Genomic DNA, 17,008 nt, shown 5'->3' with positions numbered 1-17,008 from the left:
GGGTACTCAGATCAAGTGATTGCGCTTGGCGAACTCACGCAGGAGCACCAGCGAACCCAGACCAAGTTTCGCCATCATGCGAGTCTTGTAGGTGCTGACGGTCTTGTGGCTCAGGTGCATTTCCTGGGCGATGGCCTTGTTCGGTTTGCCCAGCGCCAGATTCACGAAAATGCATAACTCTCGATCGGACAGCTGAGCGATCATCTCCTGTTCAGTGCGTTGCACCGCGTTGTACAGACCGCTGGTATTGGGCAACGCGGAGAAATAGGTGTGGCCGGACATCAATGCCTTGATGGCTTCGTGCAGCAGAGTCAGTTGATTGCTCTTGGTCACGTAGCCCCGCGCGCCGGCACGCAGGCAGCGCTCTTGATAATGCGTGGGCTCATGCATGCTGAACACCAGGATTCGGCAACGCGCCGTCGGCGCCTTGATCTGGATTCGCGTCAGCACTTCCAGCCCGTCCATGGATCCCAAGCCGAGATCGAGCACGACCAGGTGCGGATCATGCGCGCAAATCAACGGCACGACTTCATTGCCATTGGACGCTTCATGAATCTGCGTGAAGCCTTGAGCCTGCAGGACGATTCGAATGGCCGCGCGCACGACTGGGTGATCATCGACGATCAGCGCTGACTTCATTGGGACTCCTGCAAAATCGAAGACACCGCAACAGTCTGTCCCGGAGTCGGTAGCTGCGCCGGCACTGTTACATGGATGAGCAAGAGAATCACCTGTCAGGTCTGACAGTTGTGCAGAGTGTTTTTTATGCATTGGCATGGCGCAATGACGCGTGAGAGTCAGGCGGCGCCTGGCGTTCGTCGCGAGCTTCGACTCTCGCCATCACCTGCCCGATGAGCTGTAAATTGGGCAATGGCGTCGGGCTGATCTGCGCGCTTTCCTGAGCAAAACCTGCAAGTGCCTGCAACGGTGCTGATTGCTCGTTGTAGATCAGAGCGTGGCGAACCTGTGGGTTATCGAGCAGAAAGCCCAGCAGATCGAGAGAGCCTGCCGCCAGTTCGGCATTGATCACGAGCACATCGAACGGCTCGCAGCCGTAGTCGACCAGGGTCAACAATTCGCCGAGAGTCTGCACCGGGGCGACGCGGTAGTAGCCGAGCGCGTTGAACAGGCGCTCGATTTTCATGCGATGAAAATGCTGCGGGTCGGCGATCAGGATGCGCAACGCTTTGTTGCTCATGGTCATTCTCCCGGTGAGGTTTGGGGAGGGCAAGACTACGCAAGCGTCGGGGATAGCTCTGTAGGACTTTTCCTAAAAATCCGGTCATTTATCCGGCGGCCCTGACGCACCAATATCCCCGCGGGAGCGAGCCTGCTCGCGAAGGGGCTATACCAGTCAGAGACGTATTGACTGACACGGCGCCTTCGCGAGCAGGCTCGCTTCCACAGGGAAAGCATTCCATGGCGGTTATTGCCAGCCGAACCGGCGGATGTAGAAGCCTTTAACGGCTTGGGTCAGCGCCATGTACGCCAGCAGAATCACCGGTAGAAACACGAAATACAGCGACGGCAGCGCCTGCAATTTGAAGTAATGCGCCAGCGGCCCCATCGGCAGGAAGATGCCCACTGCCATGATAATCGCCGTCATCACCAGCAGCGGCATGGCGGCGCGGCTTTGCAGGAACGGGATCTTCGGCGTGCGGATCATGTGCACGATCAGCGTCTGGGTCAGCAACCCGACCACGAACCAGCCGGACTGGAACAGCGTTTGGTGATCCGGGGTGTTGGCGTCGAACACGTACCACATCAAGGCGAACGTCGTGACGTCGAAGATCGAACTGATCGGGCCGAAGAACAGCATGAAGCGCCCGACGTCAGCCGGCTGCCAGCGCTGCGGCTGTTTCAGCATCTCGTCGTCGACGTTATCGAACGGAATGGCGATCTGCGAAATATCGTAGAGCAGGTTCTGCACCAGCAGGTGCATCGGCAGCATCGGCAGGAACGGGATGAACGCGCTGGCGACCAGCACCGAGAACACATTGCCGAAGTTGGAGCTGGCAGTCATCTTGATGTACTTGAGCATGTTGGCGAAGGTGCGCCGCCCTTCGAGCACGCCCTCCTCCAGCACCATCAGGCTTTTTCCAAAAGAATGATGTCCGCCGCTTCCTTGGCGATGTCCACCGCGCTGTCCACGGAAATACCGATGCCGGCGCTGCGCAGCGCCGGCGCGTCGTTGATACCGTCGCCCATGAATCCGACCACATGGCCGTTGCCCTTGAGAATGCCGACGATGCGCTCTTTGTGCGATGGCGTGAGTCTGGCGAAGACGTTGGTCGTCTCGACCGCCATAGCCAGCTCAGCATCGCTCATGCGCTCAATGTCATTGCCCAGCAGCAAACCCTGTTGGGCGAGGCCGACCTCGCGGCAGATTTTCGCCGTCACCAGTTCGTTGTCACCGGTCAGCACCTTGACCGCCACACCATGCTCGGCCAAGGCCTTGAGCGCTGGCGCGGTGCTTTCCTTCGGTGGATCGAGGAATGCCACGTAACCGATCAGCGTCAGCTCCTGTTCATCGGCCAGACTGTAAATTTCACGACCTGCTGGCATTGAGCGAGCCGCGACCGCCACCACGCGCAGACCTTCGGCGTTGAAAGCACCGGTGACGTGGCGAATCCGCGCCAGCAATTCATCGCTCAAGACTTCATCGACCTCGCCGTGACGCACCCGGCTGCACACCGCCAGCACTTCTTCCACCGCGCCTTTGCAGATCAGTTGATGGGGCTGACCGCGGCTCTCCACCACCACCGACATGCGCCGGCGATTGAAGTCGAACGGGATCTCATCGACTTTGCGAAACACGCTGCCGACCTTGAGTTCGCGATGGACTTCCACGTGTTCGAGCACGGCGACATCCAGCAGGTTTTTCAGGCCGGTCTGGTAGTAGCTGTTGAGGTAGGCCAGTTCCAGCACAGCGTCAGAATCCTCACCCCAGACGTCGACATTACGCGCCAGAAAGATCTTGTCCTGAGTCAGGGTGCCGGTCTTGTCGGTGCACAGCACGTCCATGGCGCCGAAGTTCTGGATCGCGTCGAGGCGTTTGACGATGACCTTTTTGCGCGACAGAAACACGGCGCCTTTGGCCAGGGTCGAAGTGACGATCATCGGCAGCATTTCCGGGGTCAGGCCGACGGCAATCGACAGCGCGAAGAGTAGCGCTTCGCTCCAGTCGCCCTTGGTGAAACCGTTGATGAACAGCACCAGTGGCGCCATGACGAACATGAAGCGGATCAGCAGCCAACTGACCTTATTGACCCCCTGCTGGAACGAGGTCACCGCCCGGTCCGTCGCGCCGACCCGTTGCGCCAGCGCACCGAAGTAGGTGCTGTTGCCGGTGGTGAGAATCAGTGCAATGGCGCTGCCGGAGACGACGTTGGTGCCCATGAACAGAATGTTGTCCAGCTCCAGCGGGTTACGCGTGTCGCGATCGGTCTGCCGGGTGAACTTCTCCACCGGCATCGATTCACCGGTCATCGCGGCCTGGCTGACGAACAGATCCTTGGCGCTGAGCACGCGGCAATCGGCGGGAATCATGTCGCCGGCCGAGAGCACGATCAGATCGCCGGGCACCAGTTGCTTGATCGGCAGTTCCTGCCGTGACGCATCCCGGCGCAGCACAGTGGCGGTGTTGCTGACCATGGCTTTCAGCGCATCAGCGGCCTGATTGGATTTGCTCTCCTGCCAGAAGCGCAGCAGCGTCGACAGCACCACCATGGAAAAAATCACCACGGCCGCCTTGAGGTCTTCGGTCAGCCAGGAGATCACCGCGAGCAAGGTCAGCAGCAGGTTGAACGGATTTTTGTAGCAGTGCCCCAGATGGGTCCACCACGGCAGCGGTTGCTCGTGTTCGACTTCGTTGAGGCCATGTTGCGCGCGCAGAGTATCGGCCTCGACCTCGGTAAGCCCTTCGCCGTGCGTGCCCAACGACGACAGCAACGCAGCGCTGTCTTCATGGGCGGCAGCGACTAGCGTGTTGGCCAGCGTCGGCGGCACTTCACGGCTGACCGTGGTGTCATTGATCGAATCCAGCAGCGCCAGACGACGGAAGTGCCGGGCGATGTGGCGGCTGCGCAGAAAGCCTGCGAAAAATTCCTTGAGCGTGAGTTTCATGGCTGTGTCCCCTGTGGTCAGCCGGGAAACCGTCGGGCAGGTACCGCCGCGCCCTGGCACCGGGAAAACCGGCACGGCAAGGCGTGGCACGCCGGTCGGGTATGACAGGCCTGTCGATAGGCTGCGATGACGACTGAGGTCGCCATCACACCTGGTTCAGCGTCGATGAGAAGGACGTCGAGACACGACCCAAAACCGGCCGTGCACGGGATGCCGCTGCTCGCTGTTACGGCGAGACAACGGCAGGGAAAGGCTGCGCGTTATCTTGCCGAGAATCTGCCGGTGATCGAGACCGGCCGACAACTGTCACTCGAACAAGTACCCACTGTGGGTCTCCGCAATTGATGAAAACGCGCGCAGCTTACGCCCGCAGCGAAACGGCGGGAAGAGGTGTTTTCGGGGAATGTGGGGGTGTTCAGGAAGGGTTCAGATTCAGGATCTGTGGGGCTTTCCATGGCCCCATCGCGAGCAGGCTCGCTCCCACATTCTGGCCTGCGCTCACAGAACCATTGTGGGAGCGAGCCTGCTCGCGAAGGCGATATGTCAGGCAATGCAGATTCAGCTGGCAGTCGCCAACAACAGCTCCGCCACCGAGCGACTGTGCCCGCGCTGTTTGCCATGCTCGTACAACGAGCCAGCGATTTCATCGGCGCGAATCGGCAGCACCGACAGCAGCGTATCGCTCAGGCCATGGCTGGCCTGGCAGAAGCCCTGCATATAAATGCCGGCCTTGCAGCGCTCGTCGGTGATCAGTTTGTAGTTGCGATCGACCTCGAACTCACCGAGATATTCCTCCAGCGGCGCGAGCAATTTGCGGTGCATCTGGCGCTCGTAACCGGTGGCCAGCACCACGGCGTCATAGATTCGCACCGTGACTTCGCCGGTGGCATTGTTGCGCACCGCCAGTTCGATGCCATTTGCCGTCGCAGTGGCGCTCTCGACGGTGGTCAGGGTGCGGAACGCATGGCGGGCAATCCCGGAAACCTTCTGCCGGTAGAAGATGCCGTAGATGCGTTCGATCAGGTCGATGTCGACCACCGAATAGTTGGTGTTGTGGTACTCGTTGACCAGACGCTCGCGCTCGACGCTGTTCTGCTGGAACACCAGATCGGTGAACTCCGGCGAGAACACTTCGTTGACGAACGGGCTGTCATCCGCAGGTTTCAACGCCGAACCACGCAGGATCATGTCGACCTGCACCGATGGGAATGAATCATTCAGGTCGATAAAGGCTTCCGCCGCGCTCTGCCCGCCTCCGATGATGGCGATGCTCATCGGTTGATTGTTCACGCACGGCTGTCTGGCCATTTGCGACAGATACTGCGAATGGTGGAACACCCGATGATCGCCCTTCAGCGCCTTGAACGCCTCTGGAATGCGCGGTGTGCCGCCAGCGCTGACCACCACCGAACGTGTGGTACGCACGAATTGCTGGCCGTCGCTGCCCCGGGAAATCACCCGCAATGCCTCGACCTGCTGGTTGTGCAAAACCGGTTCGATGAACTGCACTTCTTCGCCATAACGGCTCTGCTCGGTGAACTGCCCGGCCACCCAGAGCAGGTAGTCGTTGTACTCCATGCGGCATGGATAAAAAGTGCCGAGGTTGATGAAATCGACCAGACGCCCGTGGTGCTTGAGGTAGTTGACGAACGAGTAAGGGCTGGTCGGATTGCGCAGGGTCACCAGGTCCTTGAGGAAGGAAATCTGCAACTCGCTCTGCGTCGACAAGGTGTTGCCGTGCCAGCTGTAAGTGGCCTGCTTGTCGAGGAACAGTACATCCAGTTCGCCCTGGATCCGGCCGCGTTCCTGCAGAGCGATGGCCAGTGCCAGGTTCGAAGGGCCGAAACCGACGCCGATCAGGTCGTGAACGATGGGCGATGCAATTGCCTGTGTCATTTCCAGTGTCCTCTGGATGAACCCCTCAACGCGGGGAAATAAAGCCTGGGTGGCCTGACCGGCCTGAATCAGGTCAGCAGGTCGTCTGTTGAGTAGGAACGAGGACGATGAAAGGAAATTTAACCGGCGCGGCTCACTGGCCGTCCCATTGCTGGATGCGCAAGCGGCAATGCTTCATGGCGTTGACGATGTGTTTTTCCACCAGCGCCCGGGAGATGCCGAGGGTCTGGGCGATTTCCGGATGGGACATTCCTTCGATCTTGCGCAGCAGAAAACTGTCGCGGCACAGCGGCGGCAGCTCGGCCAGTGCGCGCTGAAGCATTTCCAGGCGCTGTCCGTGATCGAGGGTGCCGTGGGGGACGGGGTGAAATAGCGCTCTTCATTGTCGAGCACGTCCAGCGATTCGACCTGGCGCAGCGCGTTGCGGCGGTGATCGTCGATAACCAGGTTTAACGCGGTGCGATAAAGGAAGGCCCGGGGTTGTTCGATCGGTACCTCGCTGGAGCGTTCCAGCACGCGTACATAGGCGTCATGCACCACATCCTCGGCGACCTGACGGTTGCCCAGTCTGGCGTTGAGGAAACACACCAGCTCACGATAGTAGTTTTCCAACATGACTCCCGACCGCATCGATGCCGTTTCTGTCCTTGAGCGCACTGATCAGACCTGCGGATCACGCAGTAGCAAGATAGTGGCAACTTGAGGTGCGTAATTTATAGTAATTCTCATATAGATTTAAAGAGTTGATTCCATATCCCGGACAAATAGTCGTGGCCCGGCTGCGGTAACTCGATGTGTCTGCGGCTAAATTCCGTCGCCCATGCCTCGTTTACAGGACAGCCCCTGTGTCTGTCGTGCCTTGCGACGGGCCGCAACCACTGGCCGGAACCCTGCATGAATCGTCCCCGCCCCGCCCGTCGCGCGCTGTTTGCCGCCCTCTGTCTGATTCCCGTGATCGCCGTCGCTGCCTGGCAAGTCTTGCCACCCGGTCGCGACGCCGTTGCCACTGTGCAGGTCAGCCGCGGCGATATCGAAAACAGCGTGACAGCGCTCGGCACCTTGCAGCCGCGCCGCTATGTGGATGTCGGCGCACAGGCTTCGGGGCAGATTCAGAAGATTCACGTCGAGGCCGGCGATACGGTCAAGGAAGGCCAGTTGCTGCTGGAAATCGACCCGTCGACACAGAAAGCCAAGCTCGATGCCGGGCGCTTTTCCATCGAGAACCTCAAGGCGCAGCTGCAGGAGCAACGTGCCCAGCACGATCTGGCGCAGCAGAAATACCAGCGCCAGCAGAAACTCGCCGCCGGTGGCGCCACCCGCGAAGAAGACGTGCAGACCGCCCGCGCCGAGGTTCGCGCAACCCAGGCGCGCATCGACATGTTCCAGGCGCAGATCCGTCAGGCCCAGGCCAGCCTGCGCAGCGACGAGGCGGAACTCGGTTACACGCGCATCTATGCGCCGATGAGCGGCACCGTGGTCGCCGTCGGTGCGCGCGAAGGCCAGACCCTCAACGCGCAACAACAGACCCCGCTGATCCTGCGCATCGCCCGGCTGTCGCCGATGACGGTGTGGGCCGAGGTTTCAGAGGCCGACATTGGCCACGTCAAACCGGGCATGACCGCCTACTTCACCACCCTCAGCGGCGGCACTCGGCGCTGGAGCAGCACCGTGCGGCAGATCCTGCCGGTGCCACCACGTCCGCTTGAACAGAATCAGGGCGGCAGTCCTACCAGCGGCCGCAGCGGCAGCGAACGAGGTGGTGCTGTACACCGTGCTGCTCGACGTCAACAACGCCGATCACAGCCTGATGACCGACATGACCGCCCAGGTGTTCTTCGTCGCCGAACAGGCGCAAGACACCCTGACCGTGCCGACTGCTGCCCTGCAACCGGGCTCGCGTCCGCAGTGGCAGCGAGCGCAGATCGTCGCTGCCAACGGTGATATTCAGGCGCGGGAAGTGCGCACCGGCATCAGCGATCGCCTGCGCACCCAGGTGCTGGAAGGTCTGGCCGAGGGCGAGCATGTTCTCAGCGCGCCGGCCACTGGTCATGGAGGCTGAATGCACACGCCCCTGATCGACCTGCGGCAGATCCGCAAAGCCTATGGCGGTGATGACAGCCCGCTGGTGGAAGTGCTGCGCGGGATCGATCTGTCGATCCACGCCGGCGAGTTCGTTGCGATTGTAGGCGCCTCCGGTTCGGGCAAATCGACGCTGATGAACATCCTCGGCTGCCTCGACCGACCGACCAGCGGCGAATACCGCTTCGCCGGGGAAAACGTCGCTCATCTGGACAGTGATGAACTGGCCTGGCTGCGCCGCGAAGCCTTCGGGTTTGTCTTCCAGGGCTATCACCTGATCCCGTCCGGCTCGGCCCAGGAAAACGTCGAGATGCCAGCGATCTATGCCGGCACCCCGGCCGCCGAGCGGCATGCCCGAGCTCACGCGCTGCTGGAACGTCTTGGCCTCGGCACTCGCACCGGCAATCGCCCGCATCAGCTTTCCGGCGGCCAGCAACAGCGAGTGTCGATCGCCCGTGCGCTGATGAACGGCGGCCATATCATCCTCGCCGACGAGCCGACTGGCGCCCTCGACAGCCACAGCGGCGCCGAGGTCATGACCCTGCTCGACGAACTCGCCGATCAAGGCCATGTGGTGATCCTCATCACCCACGACCGCGAAGTGGCGCAACGGGCCAAACGCATCATCGAAATCCGTGACGGCCTGATCATCAGTGACAGCGCCGAGCACGCCTGCGCGCCGCCTGTGGCCAATCCCGGCGCGTTGCAAGCGGTCGACCTGCGCCAGCGCCTGAGCAACGGCAGCAGCCAGACCGGCGCCTGGAAAGGTGAACTGCTCGACGCTGTACAAGCGGCGTGGCGGGTGATGTGGATCAACCGCTTTCGCACGGCGCTGACGCTGCTGGGCATCGTCATTGGCGTGGCCTCGGTGGTGGTGATGCTGGCCGTTGGCGAAGGCAGCAAGCGGCAGGTCATGGCGCAAATGGGTGCGTTCGGCTCCAACATCATTTACCTCAGCGGTTCGGCGCCGAACCCGCGTACACCGGAGGGCATCATCACCCTCGACGACGTCGCCGAACTGTCCACCCTGCCCCAGGTGGAACGGATCATGCCGGTCAACGGCTCGACCGCCGGGGTGCGCTTTGGCAATGCCGACCACAGCAGTTACGTCGGTGGCAATGACACCAACTTTCCGCAGATTTTCAACTGGCCGGTGATCCAGGGCAGTTACTTCACCCAGGCCGACGAGGACAGCGCCGCCGCCGTCGCGGTGATCGGCACCAAGGTCCGCGACAAATTGCTCAAGGATGTCGCCGACCCCATCGGTCAATACATCCTCATCGAGAACGTGCCGTTCCAGATCCTCGGCGTGCTTGCGGAAAAAGGCGCCAGCTCCGGCGACTCCGATAGCGACAACCGCATCGCCGTGCCGTATTCGGCGGCGAGCACGCGCCTGTTCGGCAGCCGCAATCCGCAATACGTGGTGATTGCCGCGAAGGACGCGCGCAAGGTCAAGGACGCCGAACAGGCCATCGAACAAGCGATGTTGCGTCGGCACCACGGCAAGAAGGATTTCGAGCTGACCAACAATGCCGCGATGATCCAGGCCGAAGCGCGCACGCAAGGCACGCTGTCGCTGATGCTGGGGGCGATTGCGGCGATTTCCCTGCTGGTCGGCGGTATCGGCGTGATGAACATCATGCTCATGACCGTACGCGAACGTACCCGCGAGATCGGTATTCGCATGGCCACCGGCGCCCGTCAGCGCGACATCCTGCGGCAGTTTCTCACTGAAGCGCTGATGCTCTCGGTGGTCGGCGGAATTGCCGGAATCGGCCTGGCGCTGCTGGTCGGCGGCGTGTTGTTGCTCAGCGGCGTGGCGATCGCCTTTCAAGGGCTGGCGGTGATCGGTGCGTTTGCCTGTGCGCTGGTCACCGGCGTCATTTTCGGCTTCATGCCGGCCCGCAAAGCTGCCCGGCTTGACCCGGTCACGGCCCTTACCAGTGAATGATCGACCTATGAAAGTGCGACTGACGTTCCTTGCCGCCAGCCTGTTGCTGGCGGCCTGCAGCAGCCCGGCGCCGCGCCTGGACAGCGGTGTGCAGCCACCGAGCGCGTGGCAGTCCGCCGACACCCCGGCGCGCTGCAGAGCAATCGGCAATGGTGGACGCAATTCGGCAGCCCCGAGCTGGAGCGGCTGGTGGAACAGGCGCGGCTGGGCAGCTACGACCTCGCCGCCGCCGTGGCGCGGGTCAGACAGGCCGAGGCCAGCGCAACCATCGCCGGCGCCCCGCTGCTGCCCGAACTCAAGGCCGGGCTGAATGCCAACCGGCAGAAACTGATCCACGGCAAGGGCTACAGCCAATTGGATGTCAGCCCCGAGAATCGCTCGCTGGACTATTACGATGCCGAGCTCAGCGCCAGCTACGAAGTCGATTTCTGGGGCGGTAAGCGTGCCGCCCGCGACAGTGCCGTGTTCGGCGTGCAGGCCAGCGAGTTCGACCGCGCCACTGTTGAACTGACCTTGCTCAGCGGCGTCGCCAACAGTTACACCCAGGCCCTGGCCTTGCGTGAGCAGGCGCGCATTGCCGAACTCAATCTGAAAAATGCGCAGAATGTGCTGCAGCTGGTGCAGACCCGTTTCGACGCCGGCAGCGCCACCGCGCTGGAACTGGCCCAGCAGAAAAGCCTGGTGGCCGAACAACAGCGTCGTCTGCCGCTGGTGCAACAACAGGCCCGCGAAGCACTGATCAGCCTCGCCGCTCTGCTCGGCCAACCAGTGCAAACGTTACCGTTGCCCACGCAATCCTTCGCCCAATTGCACTGGCCGGACATCGCCAGCGGCGTGCCGAGCGACTTGCTCAGTCGGCGTCCGGACATTGCCAGCGCCGAGGCCAGACTGGCGGCGGCGCAGGCTGATGTCACCGTCGCCCGTGCCGCGATGCTGCCGAAAATCACCCTGACCGCCAGCCTCGGCAGCGGCGCTGATCTGGCCGCCGATTTGCTGCGCACGACGTTCTACAACCTGTCCTCGGGGCTGACCGCGCCGATCTTCAACAACGGCCGCCTCAGCGCCGAACGCGACAAGGCCAAGGCGCGGCAGGACGAATTGCTGGAGACCTATCGCGGGGCAATCATCAACGGCTTCGCCGACGTCGAAAAAGCCCTCAGCAGCATTCGTGGCCTCGATGAACAACGGCAATGGCAAAGCGAAGAACTGAACCAGGCACAAACCGCCTTCGACATCGCCCAGAGCCGCTACCAGGCCGGCGCCGAAGACCTGCTCACCGTCCTGCAAACCCAGCGCACGCTGTATGCGGCGCAAGACCTCAACGTACAACTGCGCCTGTCGCGATTGCAGGCGAGCATTGCCTTGTACAAAGCGTTGGGGGTGGTTGGGAGGTGATCTGAGGGCAACGCGTCGACTGAACTGACGCCTTCGCGAGCAGGCTCGCTCCCACAAGGGGATTGCGAACTATTCTGAATATGTGTGTGTTGAACCAATCTAGAGCTGTCGGCCCTTGACCTTCAGGTGCCGCGCATACCAGGGGCGCTGTGGCACTTTGCGGAACAGTTCGGTCATGTTGTCTTCGTCGCCAAAAGTGATACGCAGCGCCAGCTTCATGGTCTCCGGGTCCAACTCCACTGAGCGGCCGACTTGCAGGCCGGGCACGGTGCTGCAGCCGTGGGTGTCGGGGCCGAGCCAGGGTCGGCGACTTCCACCCAACGCCCCGGTGCAAACCATGGCACGCCGTTGACTTCCAGACGGCTCACTTCGCCCGGATGAAAACGTTCATGGGCGCGGAACCAGTCTTCCAGGCGATCATCGATCCAGCCATGAAAGCGCCAGAACACCGGGTTCACATGGGAGGAAAAAGGGTCGCCGAGGAAGTCGTTTTCCGGCGCATACCAGCGCGCGGCGAAGTCCGCCTGATCGCGCGCCATCGGCACCGGAATGTCGTTGGACGGATCACGCGCCACCGAGGCCCAGCGCATGTGCAGCCAGTCGTGCAGGCCCAGTTCGACTTCCGAACCGAACTGGCCAAGGGTCAATTTCGATAAGTATCGCGGGTCACGGTACTGGGATTCCCAAACCAGGAAATTGCTCTGGAAGGTCTCCGCCGCTTTGATGTCGCTGACCCATTTGGTGTACTCGTCATCGCCCTCGGCCAGCCAGGTCGGCGGCAGCGAATTGCCGTCGTGATTGTCGAAATAGCGGGCGAAGCCCTGGCGGTCACGTTCCAGCTCAGGCTGCGGCTGCGGGAACGCCGGCCAGGAAGGCAAATCCTGCATCGAACGGGCGATGCCTAGCATGTGCCGATGCATAAAGAAAAATCCACGCCCGAGCCATTGCGATCCTTGCTTGGCCCACGGGCGTCGCGCTCCTTGTCACGCGGCCCGGGCTGCCAGCCGATGCCGCGCAGCGCTTCGCGTTTTTCTCCGAGAGCTTGTGCCACTTGTCGCGGGTGGCGTGCCAGAGTTGGTGGAACAACCGATGCTCGGGCGCCACCAGCCAGGCCAACAGTTGCGGATTAAGCCCGGTGCGTTCACGGGCCTCGGGAAAACGCCGCTTGATAGCGATGAACTGATTGTCCTGCCCGGGAAACGCCAACGGCCGGTCCAGACGCAGCACTTGCCCGGTGAACGTGGCGCTGCCGGCATTGCCGAACGCCGCCCAGACTTCATCCAGTTTGACTTTGAATTCATACACCGGCGGCGCAAGTGGCGCATCGGTGCGCAGCAGGCGCCAATACATCTCGGCGCCGTTGCCCGGTGCCAGATCGCCAATGACTTGATAACGCACAGGCCCTTCGGCACGCAGATTCGCGCCGGTGTCGAGATAACCACGCAAGCCGCGCCCACGATGGGCAATGTCTAGAAACAGCTCCAGGCCTTGCGCCGGCAGACCATCAAGCCCTGCCGCCGCACCGGTAAAGCGAATGTCCCAGACCCCACGCAAATTGTCCGCCAGCTGTTGCCCGGCGGTGTCCGCCAGATCGACCGTGGCCTCGCCCGGGGTGATCGGAAACTCCTCGCGAGTCAGTTCACGATGTGCATAAAAAGCGGCAGGCAGCGCGGCGCCCGTGAGTGCCATGCCCGCCATGAACCAGCGTCGAGAGATCGTCATTGCCCTACCTGTGTCAGCCATGAAGCAGGCTTTATCCAAGCTAGAACGTTTGCTCGGCGCGGAAATTTACGCCGCCGGCAATCATCACCCGCGCCGCTGCCGGGCATTTGTAACGCACACCTAAATTAGCCGTGCAGCCACTCGTTCTTCCCAGATAGCAAAGGCCCCTGCGCCTGCACCTCGACGGCGAACCTGAATGAGATGGCAATGACAAAACCGCGTTGGAAAAAGGCTCTATTCATCGGCCTGCCGCTGGCCCTGGCGATCAGTGCCGGCGCAGGATTTCTGGCCTGGGATTACCTGAACAACCCCGGCTACCCGGTGAAGGTGATGAAACAGGCGACCGAGTTGCAGGATCGCCTGCTGTCGTTCGACAGCCACATCACCGTGCCGCTGAGTTTCGGCAGCCACGACCACGAAGCCGACAAGGATGGCTCGGGCCAGTTCGACCTGGTCAAGGCCAATCGTGGGCGCTTGTCTGGCGCGGCGTTGACGGTGTTCGGCTGGCCGGAAATGTGGAACGGCCCGAACGCCCCGCACCGTCCGACCGAGGGTTTTGTCGAAGAGGCGCGCAACCAGCAGGAAGTGCGCTACAAGATCATTTCCGGGATTGTCCGCGACTTTCCCAATCAGGCCGGCATCGCCTACACACCGGATGATTTCCGCCGCCTGCACGGCGAAGGCAAATTTGCGATTTTCATCAGCATGCTCAACGCCTACCCGCTGGGCAACGATCTGAGCAAGCTCGACCTGTGGGCCGGGCGCGGCATGCGCATGTTCGGCTTCAGTTACATCGGCAACAACAGCTGGGCCGACTCGTCGCGGCCGCTGCCGTTTTTCAATGACTCGCCCGACGCCCTCAATGGTCTGTCGGACATCGGTAAACAAGCGGTGCAGCGCTTGAACGATCTGGGCGTGATCATCGATGTTTCGCAGATGTCGAGCAAAGCCCTCGAGCAAGTCGCCGAACTGAGCCGCACACCGCTGGTGGCCTCGCACTCGGCGCCCCGGGCGGCTGTGGATATCCCGCGCAACCTCAGCGACAAAGAACTGCAACTGATCAAGAACAGTGGCGGCGTGGTGCAAGTCGTCGCCTTCTCGCAGTACCTGAAACCGCTGACCCAGGGCACGCAGGACAAACTCAATGCGCTGCGTGCGCGCTTCGATCTGCCGCCACTGCCTAATCTGGCCATGGCGCTGATGCCGGGCGATCCGATCATCACCGCCTGGTCGGAGCAGAAGCTCGGCCAATACGCCAGCGGCCTCTACGCGATCCTCGAAGAGGAACCGAAAGCCACCCTCAAGGACTTCGGCGACGCCATCGATTACACGGTACGCAAGATCGGTATCGACCACGTCGGCATTGCTTCTGACTTCAACGATGGCGGCGGCATCAAGGGCTGGGAAAACGTCGGCGAAATCCGCAACGTCACCGCCGAACTGCTGCAGCGCGGCTACTCCGAAGCGGACATCGCCAAGCTCTGGGGCGGCAACTTCATGCGCGTCTGGGATCAGGTACAAAAAGCCGCGAAACCGGCGCTGGCGTCACGCCAGGAGGTGGCGCGACCATGACCGATCGTCGCACTTTTCTGAAACAGGCCGGCCTGCTCGCCGCCGCCCTGCCCCTGGGCGCCAGCCTGACTGCACCGGCGGCCGTCGCGGCCGTACCGAATGCCTCGCGGGACAAATGGGCGCAGTTGCGTCAAATGTTCGATCAGGATCCTCAGGCGATTCACTTCGCCAATTTCCTCGTCACCTCACATCCCAAACCGGTGCGTGAAGCGATCGAGCGCCATCGCGCAGCGCTGGATCTGAATCCGGGTCTGGCGATGGATTGGGATCTGGGCGTCACCGAGAAACGCGAAGAAAACGTGCGCCACTGGGCCGGCCAGTATCTGCAAGCCAAACCGGCGCAGATCGCCCTGACCGGCAGCACCACCGAAGGCCTGGCGATGATCTACGGCAGCGTGCAGGTGCGCGCGGATCAGGAAACTCTCACCACGGTTCACGAGCACTACTCGACGCGCAACATTCTCGATTTCCGCAGCCGTCGTGACGGTACGCGCGTGCGCAAACTCAAGCTGTTCGAAACCCCGCAGAGCATTTCTCTGGATCAGGTACTCGACACGATCAATCGCAACATCCGCCCCGAGACCCGCGTGCTGGGCATGACCTGGGTGCATTCGGGCAGCGGTGTGAAGCTGCCGATCAGCGAGATCTCGCGGCTGGTCGATGAGCACAACCGTCAGCGCGAGGACAAGGATCGGCTGATCTACGTGGTCGATGGCGTGCACGGTTTCGGCGTCGACGACCTGAGTTTCCCGCAGATGAACTGCGACTTTTTCATCGCCGGCACGCACAAGTGGATGTTCGGCCCGCGCGGCACCGGCATCGTCTGCAGCCGCACGGAAGAACTGAAATACGTCAGCCCCAGCGTGCCGACCTTCTCCGAGGCCACGGCTTTCTCGACCATCATGACCCCGGGCGGCTACCACGCCTTCGAGCATCGCTGGGCGCTGGACGAAGCCTTCAAGTTGCACCTGCAACTGGGCAAAGCCGAGGTGCAGACGCGCATTCATCAGCTCAACAGTTACCTCAAGCAACGCTTGCAGGAGCACCGCAACATCGAGTTGGTGACCCCGCTCGACTCGCAGTTCTCCGCCGGTTTCACCTTCTTCCGGATCAGGGGCCAGGACAGCGATGAAGTGGCGGCCTGGCTGATGCAAAACCGGGTGATCTGCGACGCGGTCAGTCGCGACGTCGGGCCGGTGATTCGCACCGCCCCGGGCTTGCTCAACAGCGAAGCCGAAGTGGATCGCTTCATGGACATCCTCGGCAAAAAGCTGCGTGCCTGACCCTCGACTGCCGTTTTCCTTTTAAAGAGACGACCCATGAAAAAGCCTCACGCGTCACTCCTCTCCAAAGCCCTGCCCGCACTGGCGCTAAGCGCCCTCTGCGCTGCGCTGTTGCCCGGCAGCGCGCTGGCGGCGACCGCGCCTGCTGCGGGCAAAGTGTTCAAGGACTGCAAGGACTGCCCGGAAATGGTCGTGCTGCCGACCGGCAGCTACACCATGGGCACGCCGGATGATGAAGTCGGCCGCCAACCCGACGAAGGCCCGCTGCACACCGTGACGTTCAGCAAACCATTCGCTATCAGCCGCTCGCAGGTGCTGGTGGGCGAATGGGACGCCTATGTGCGCGAGACCGGCAACAAGCCCTACGACTTCGATGATCGCCCGGGGCGCCGTTGCACCGCCGGCAAGCCGGAATTCAAACAGACGCCACGCGATCCGGCGGTGTGCATGAACGTCGCCGAAGCCCAGGGCTACATCGACTGGCTGTCGAAAAAGACCGGGCACGCCTATCGCCTGCAAAGCGAATCGATCCGCGAATACGCCGCCCGGGGCGGCAGCACCGGGCCTTTCCGTTCCCGTTCGATGAGGGCAAGGATTACCAGATTTCCAGGCACGCCAACACTTACGGCGCGGCAGATGGCTACAACTTCACCTCGCCGGCCGGCACCTTCCCGGCCAATGCGTTTGGCGTGTTCGACGCCCACGGCAACGTCTACGAATGGACCGCCGATTGCTACCACCCGGACTACTCCGGCGTGCCCGCCGACGGTCGCCCATGGACCCAGGAAAACTGCGAACGCCAGGTCATGCGCGGCAACGACTGGGGCGAAGCGCCGATCTTCTCGCGCTCGGGCAACCGCAACAGCAGCTGGCCGACCAGCAAGGGCGACTGGCTGGGCTTTCGCGTAGTACGCGACCTCTGACACTGCCCTCGACGAGCGCAGCCACGCCTGCGCTCGGTTAAAGAAACTCCGCGACCATTCGT

At 62.0% G+C, this 17,008-nt stretch carries 6 protein-coding genes and 6 pseudogenes; 6 read left to right on the top strand and 6 right to left on the bottom strand.

The window, feature by feature from the left end; genetic code table 11:
• Positions 1-6: 6 nt before the first annotated feature.
• The 5 genes and pseudogenes from LJU32_13890 to LJU32_13870 form a co-directional block, all read right to left on the bottom strand.
• Positions 7-639: a response regulator transcription factor gene (locus tag LJU32_13890; protein WKV86964.1), complete on the bottom strand. Its 633-nt coding sequence runs from the start codon at positions 637-639 to the stop codon at positions 7-9.
• 124 nt (positions 640-763) lie between these two features.
• Positions 764-1,198, bottom strand: a complete 435-nt coding sequence (locus tag LJU32_13885; protein WKV86963.1) for a chemotaxis protein CheY — start codon at positions 1,196-1,198, stop codon at positions 764-766.
• 228 nt (positions 1,199-1,426) lie between these two features.
• Positions 1,427-4,125, bottom strand: a pseudogene (gene mgtA, locus LJU32_13880) (magnesium-translocating P-type ATPase).
• Between the two features lie 558 nt (positions 4,126-4,683).
• Positions 4,684-6,021, bottom strand: coding sequence for a SidA/IucD/PvdA family monooxygenase (locus LJU32_13875; GenBank protein WKV86962.1), 1,338 nt, complete (start codon positions 6,019-6,021; stop codon positions 4,684-4,686).
• Between the two features lie 133 nt (positions 6,022-6,154).
• A pseudogene (locus LJU32_13870) lies at positions 6,155-6,633 on the bottom strand (sigma-70 family RNA polymerase sigma factor).
• Between the two features lie 282 nt (positions 6,634-6,915).
• Between LJU32_13870 and LJU32_13865 the strand changes: the two are divergent.
• From LJU32_13865 to LJU32_13855, 3 genes and pseudogenes are all read left to right on the top strand, one after another.
• Positions 6,916-7,888 (top strand): annotated as a pseudogene (locus LJU32_13865) (efflux RND transporter periplasmic adaptor subunit).
• A 192-nt stretch (positions 7,889-8,080) separates the two neighbouring features.
• Positions 8,081-10,051: a MacB family efflux pump subunit gene (locus tag LJU32_13860; protein WKV86961.1), complete on the top strand. Its 1,971-nt coding sequence runs from the start codon at positions 8,081-8,083 to the stop codon at positions 10,049-10,051.
• A gap of 7 nt (positions 10,052-10,058) precedes the next feature.
• Positions 10,059-11,446 (top strand): annotated as a pseudogene (locus LJU32_13855) (efflux transporter outer membrane subunit).
• A 99-nt stretch (positions 11,447-11,545) separates the two neighbouring features.
• On the opposite strand, the pseudogene LJU32_13850 reads toward LJU32_13855, so the two are convergent.
• Positions 11,546-13,168, bottom strand: a pseudogene (locus LJU32_13850) (PvdJ/PvdD/PvdP-like protein).
• A 207-nt stretch (positions 13,169-13,375) separates the two neighbouring features.
• Between LJU32_13850 and pvdM the strand changes: the two are divergent.
• The 3 genes and pseudogenes from pvdM (at position 13,376) to LJU32_13835 (ending at position 16,946) form a co-directional block, all read left to right on the top strand.
• A complete protein-coding gene (gene pvdM / locus LJU32_13845) occupies positions 13,376-14,740 on the top strand; it encodes a pyoverdine-tailoring dipeptidase-like protein PvdM (protein WKV86960.1) in 1,365 nt (454 codons plus the stop codon).
• Positions 14,737-16,023: an aminotransferase class V-fold PLP-dependent enzyme gene (locus tag LJU32_13840; protein ID WKV86959.1), complete on the top strand. Its 1,287-nt coding sequence runs from the start codon at positions 14,737-14,739 to the stop codon at positions 16,021-16,023. The genes pvdM and LJU32_13840 overlap by 4 nt, the downstream gene beginning before the upstream one ends.
• Positions 16,024-16,059: 36 nt before the next feature.
• A pseudogene (locus LJU32_13835) lies at positions 16,060-16,946 on the top strand (formylglycine-generating enzyme family protein).
• Positions 16,947-17,008 lie beyond the last annotated feature (62 nt).

The organism is Pseudomonas sp. B21_DOA, assembly GCA_030544685.1.
In the GTDB taxonomy this organism is placed as follows: Bacteria; Pseudomonadota; Gammaproteobacteria; order Pseudomonadales; family Pseudomonadaceae; genus Aquipseudomonas; species Aquipseudomonas fluorescens_AO.
The sequence above is the reverse complement of the archived record's forward strand: the minus strand, read 5'-3'. Positions and strand labels throughout refer to the sequence as shown.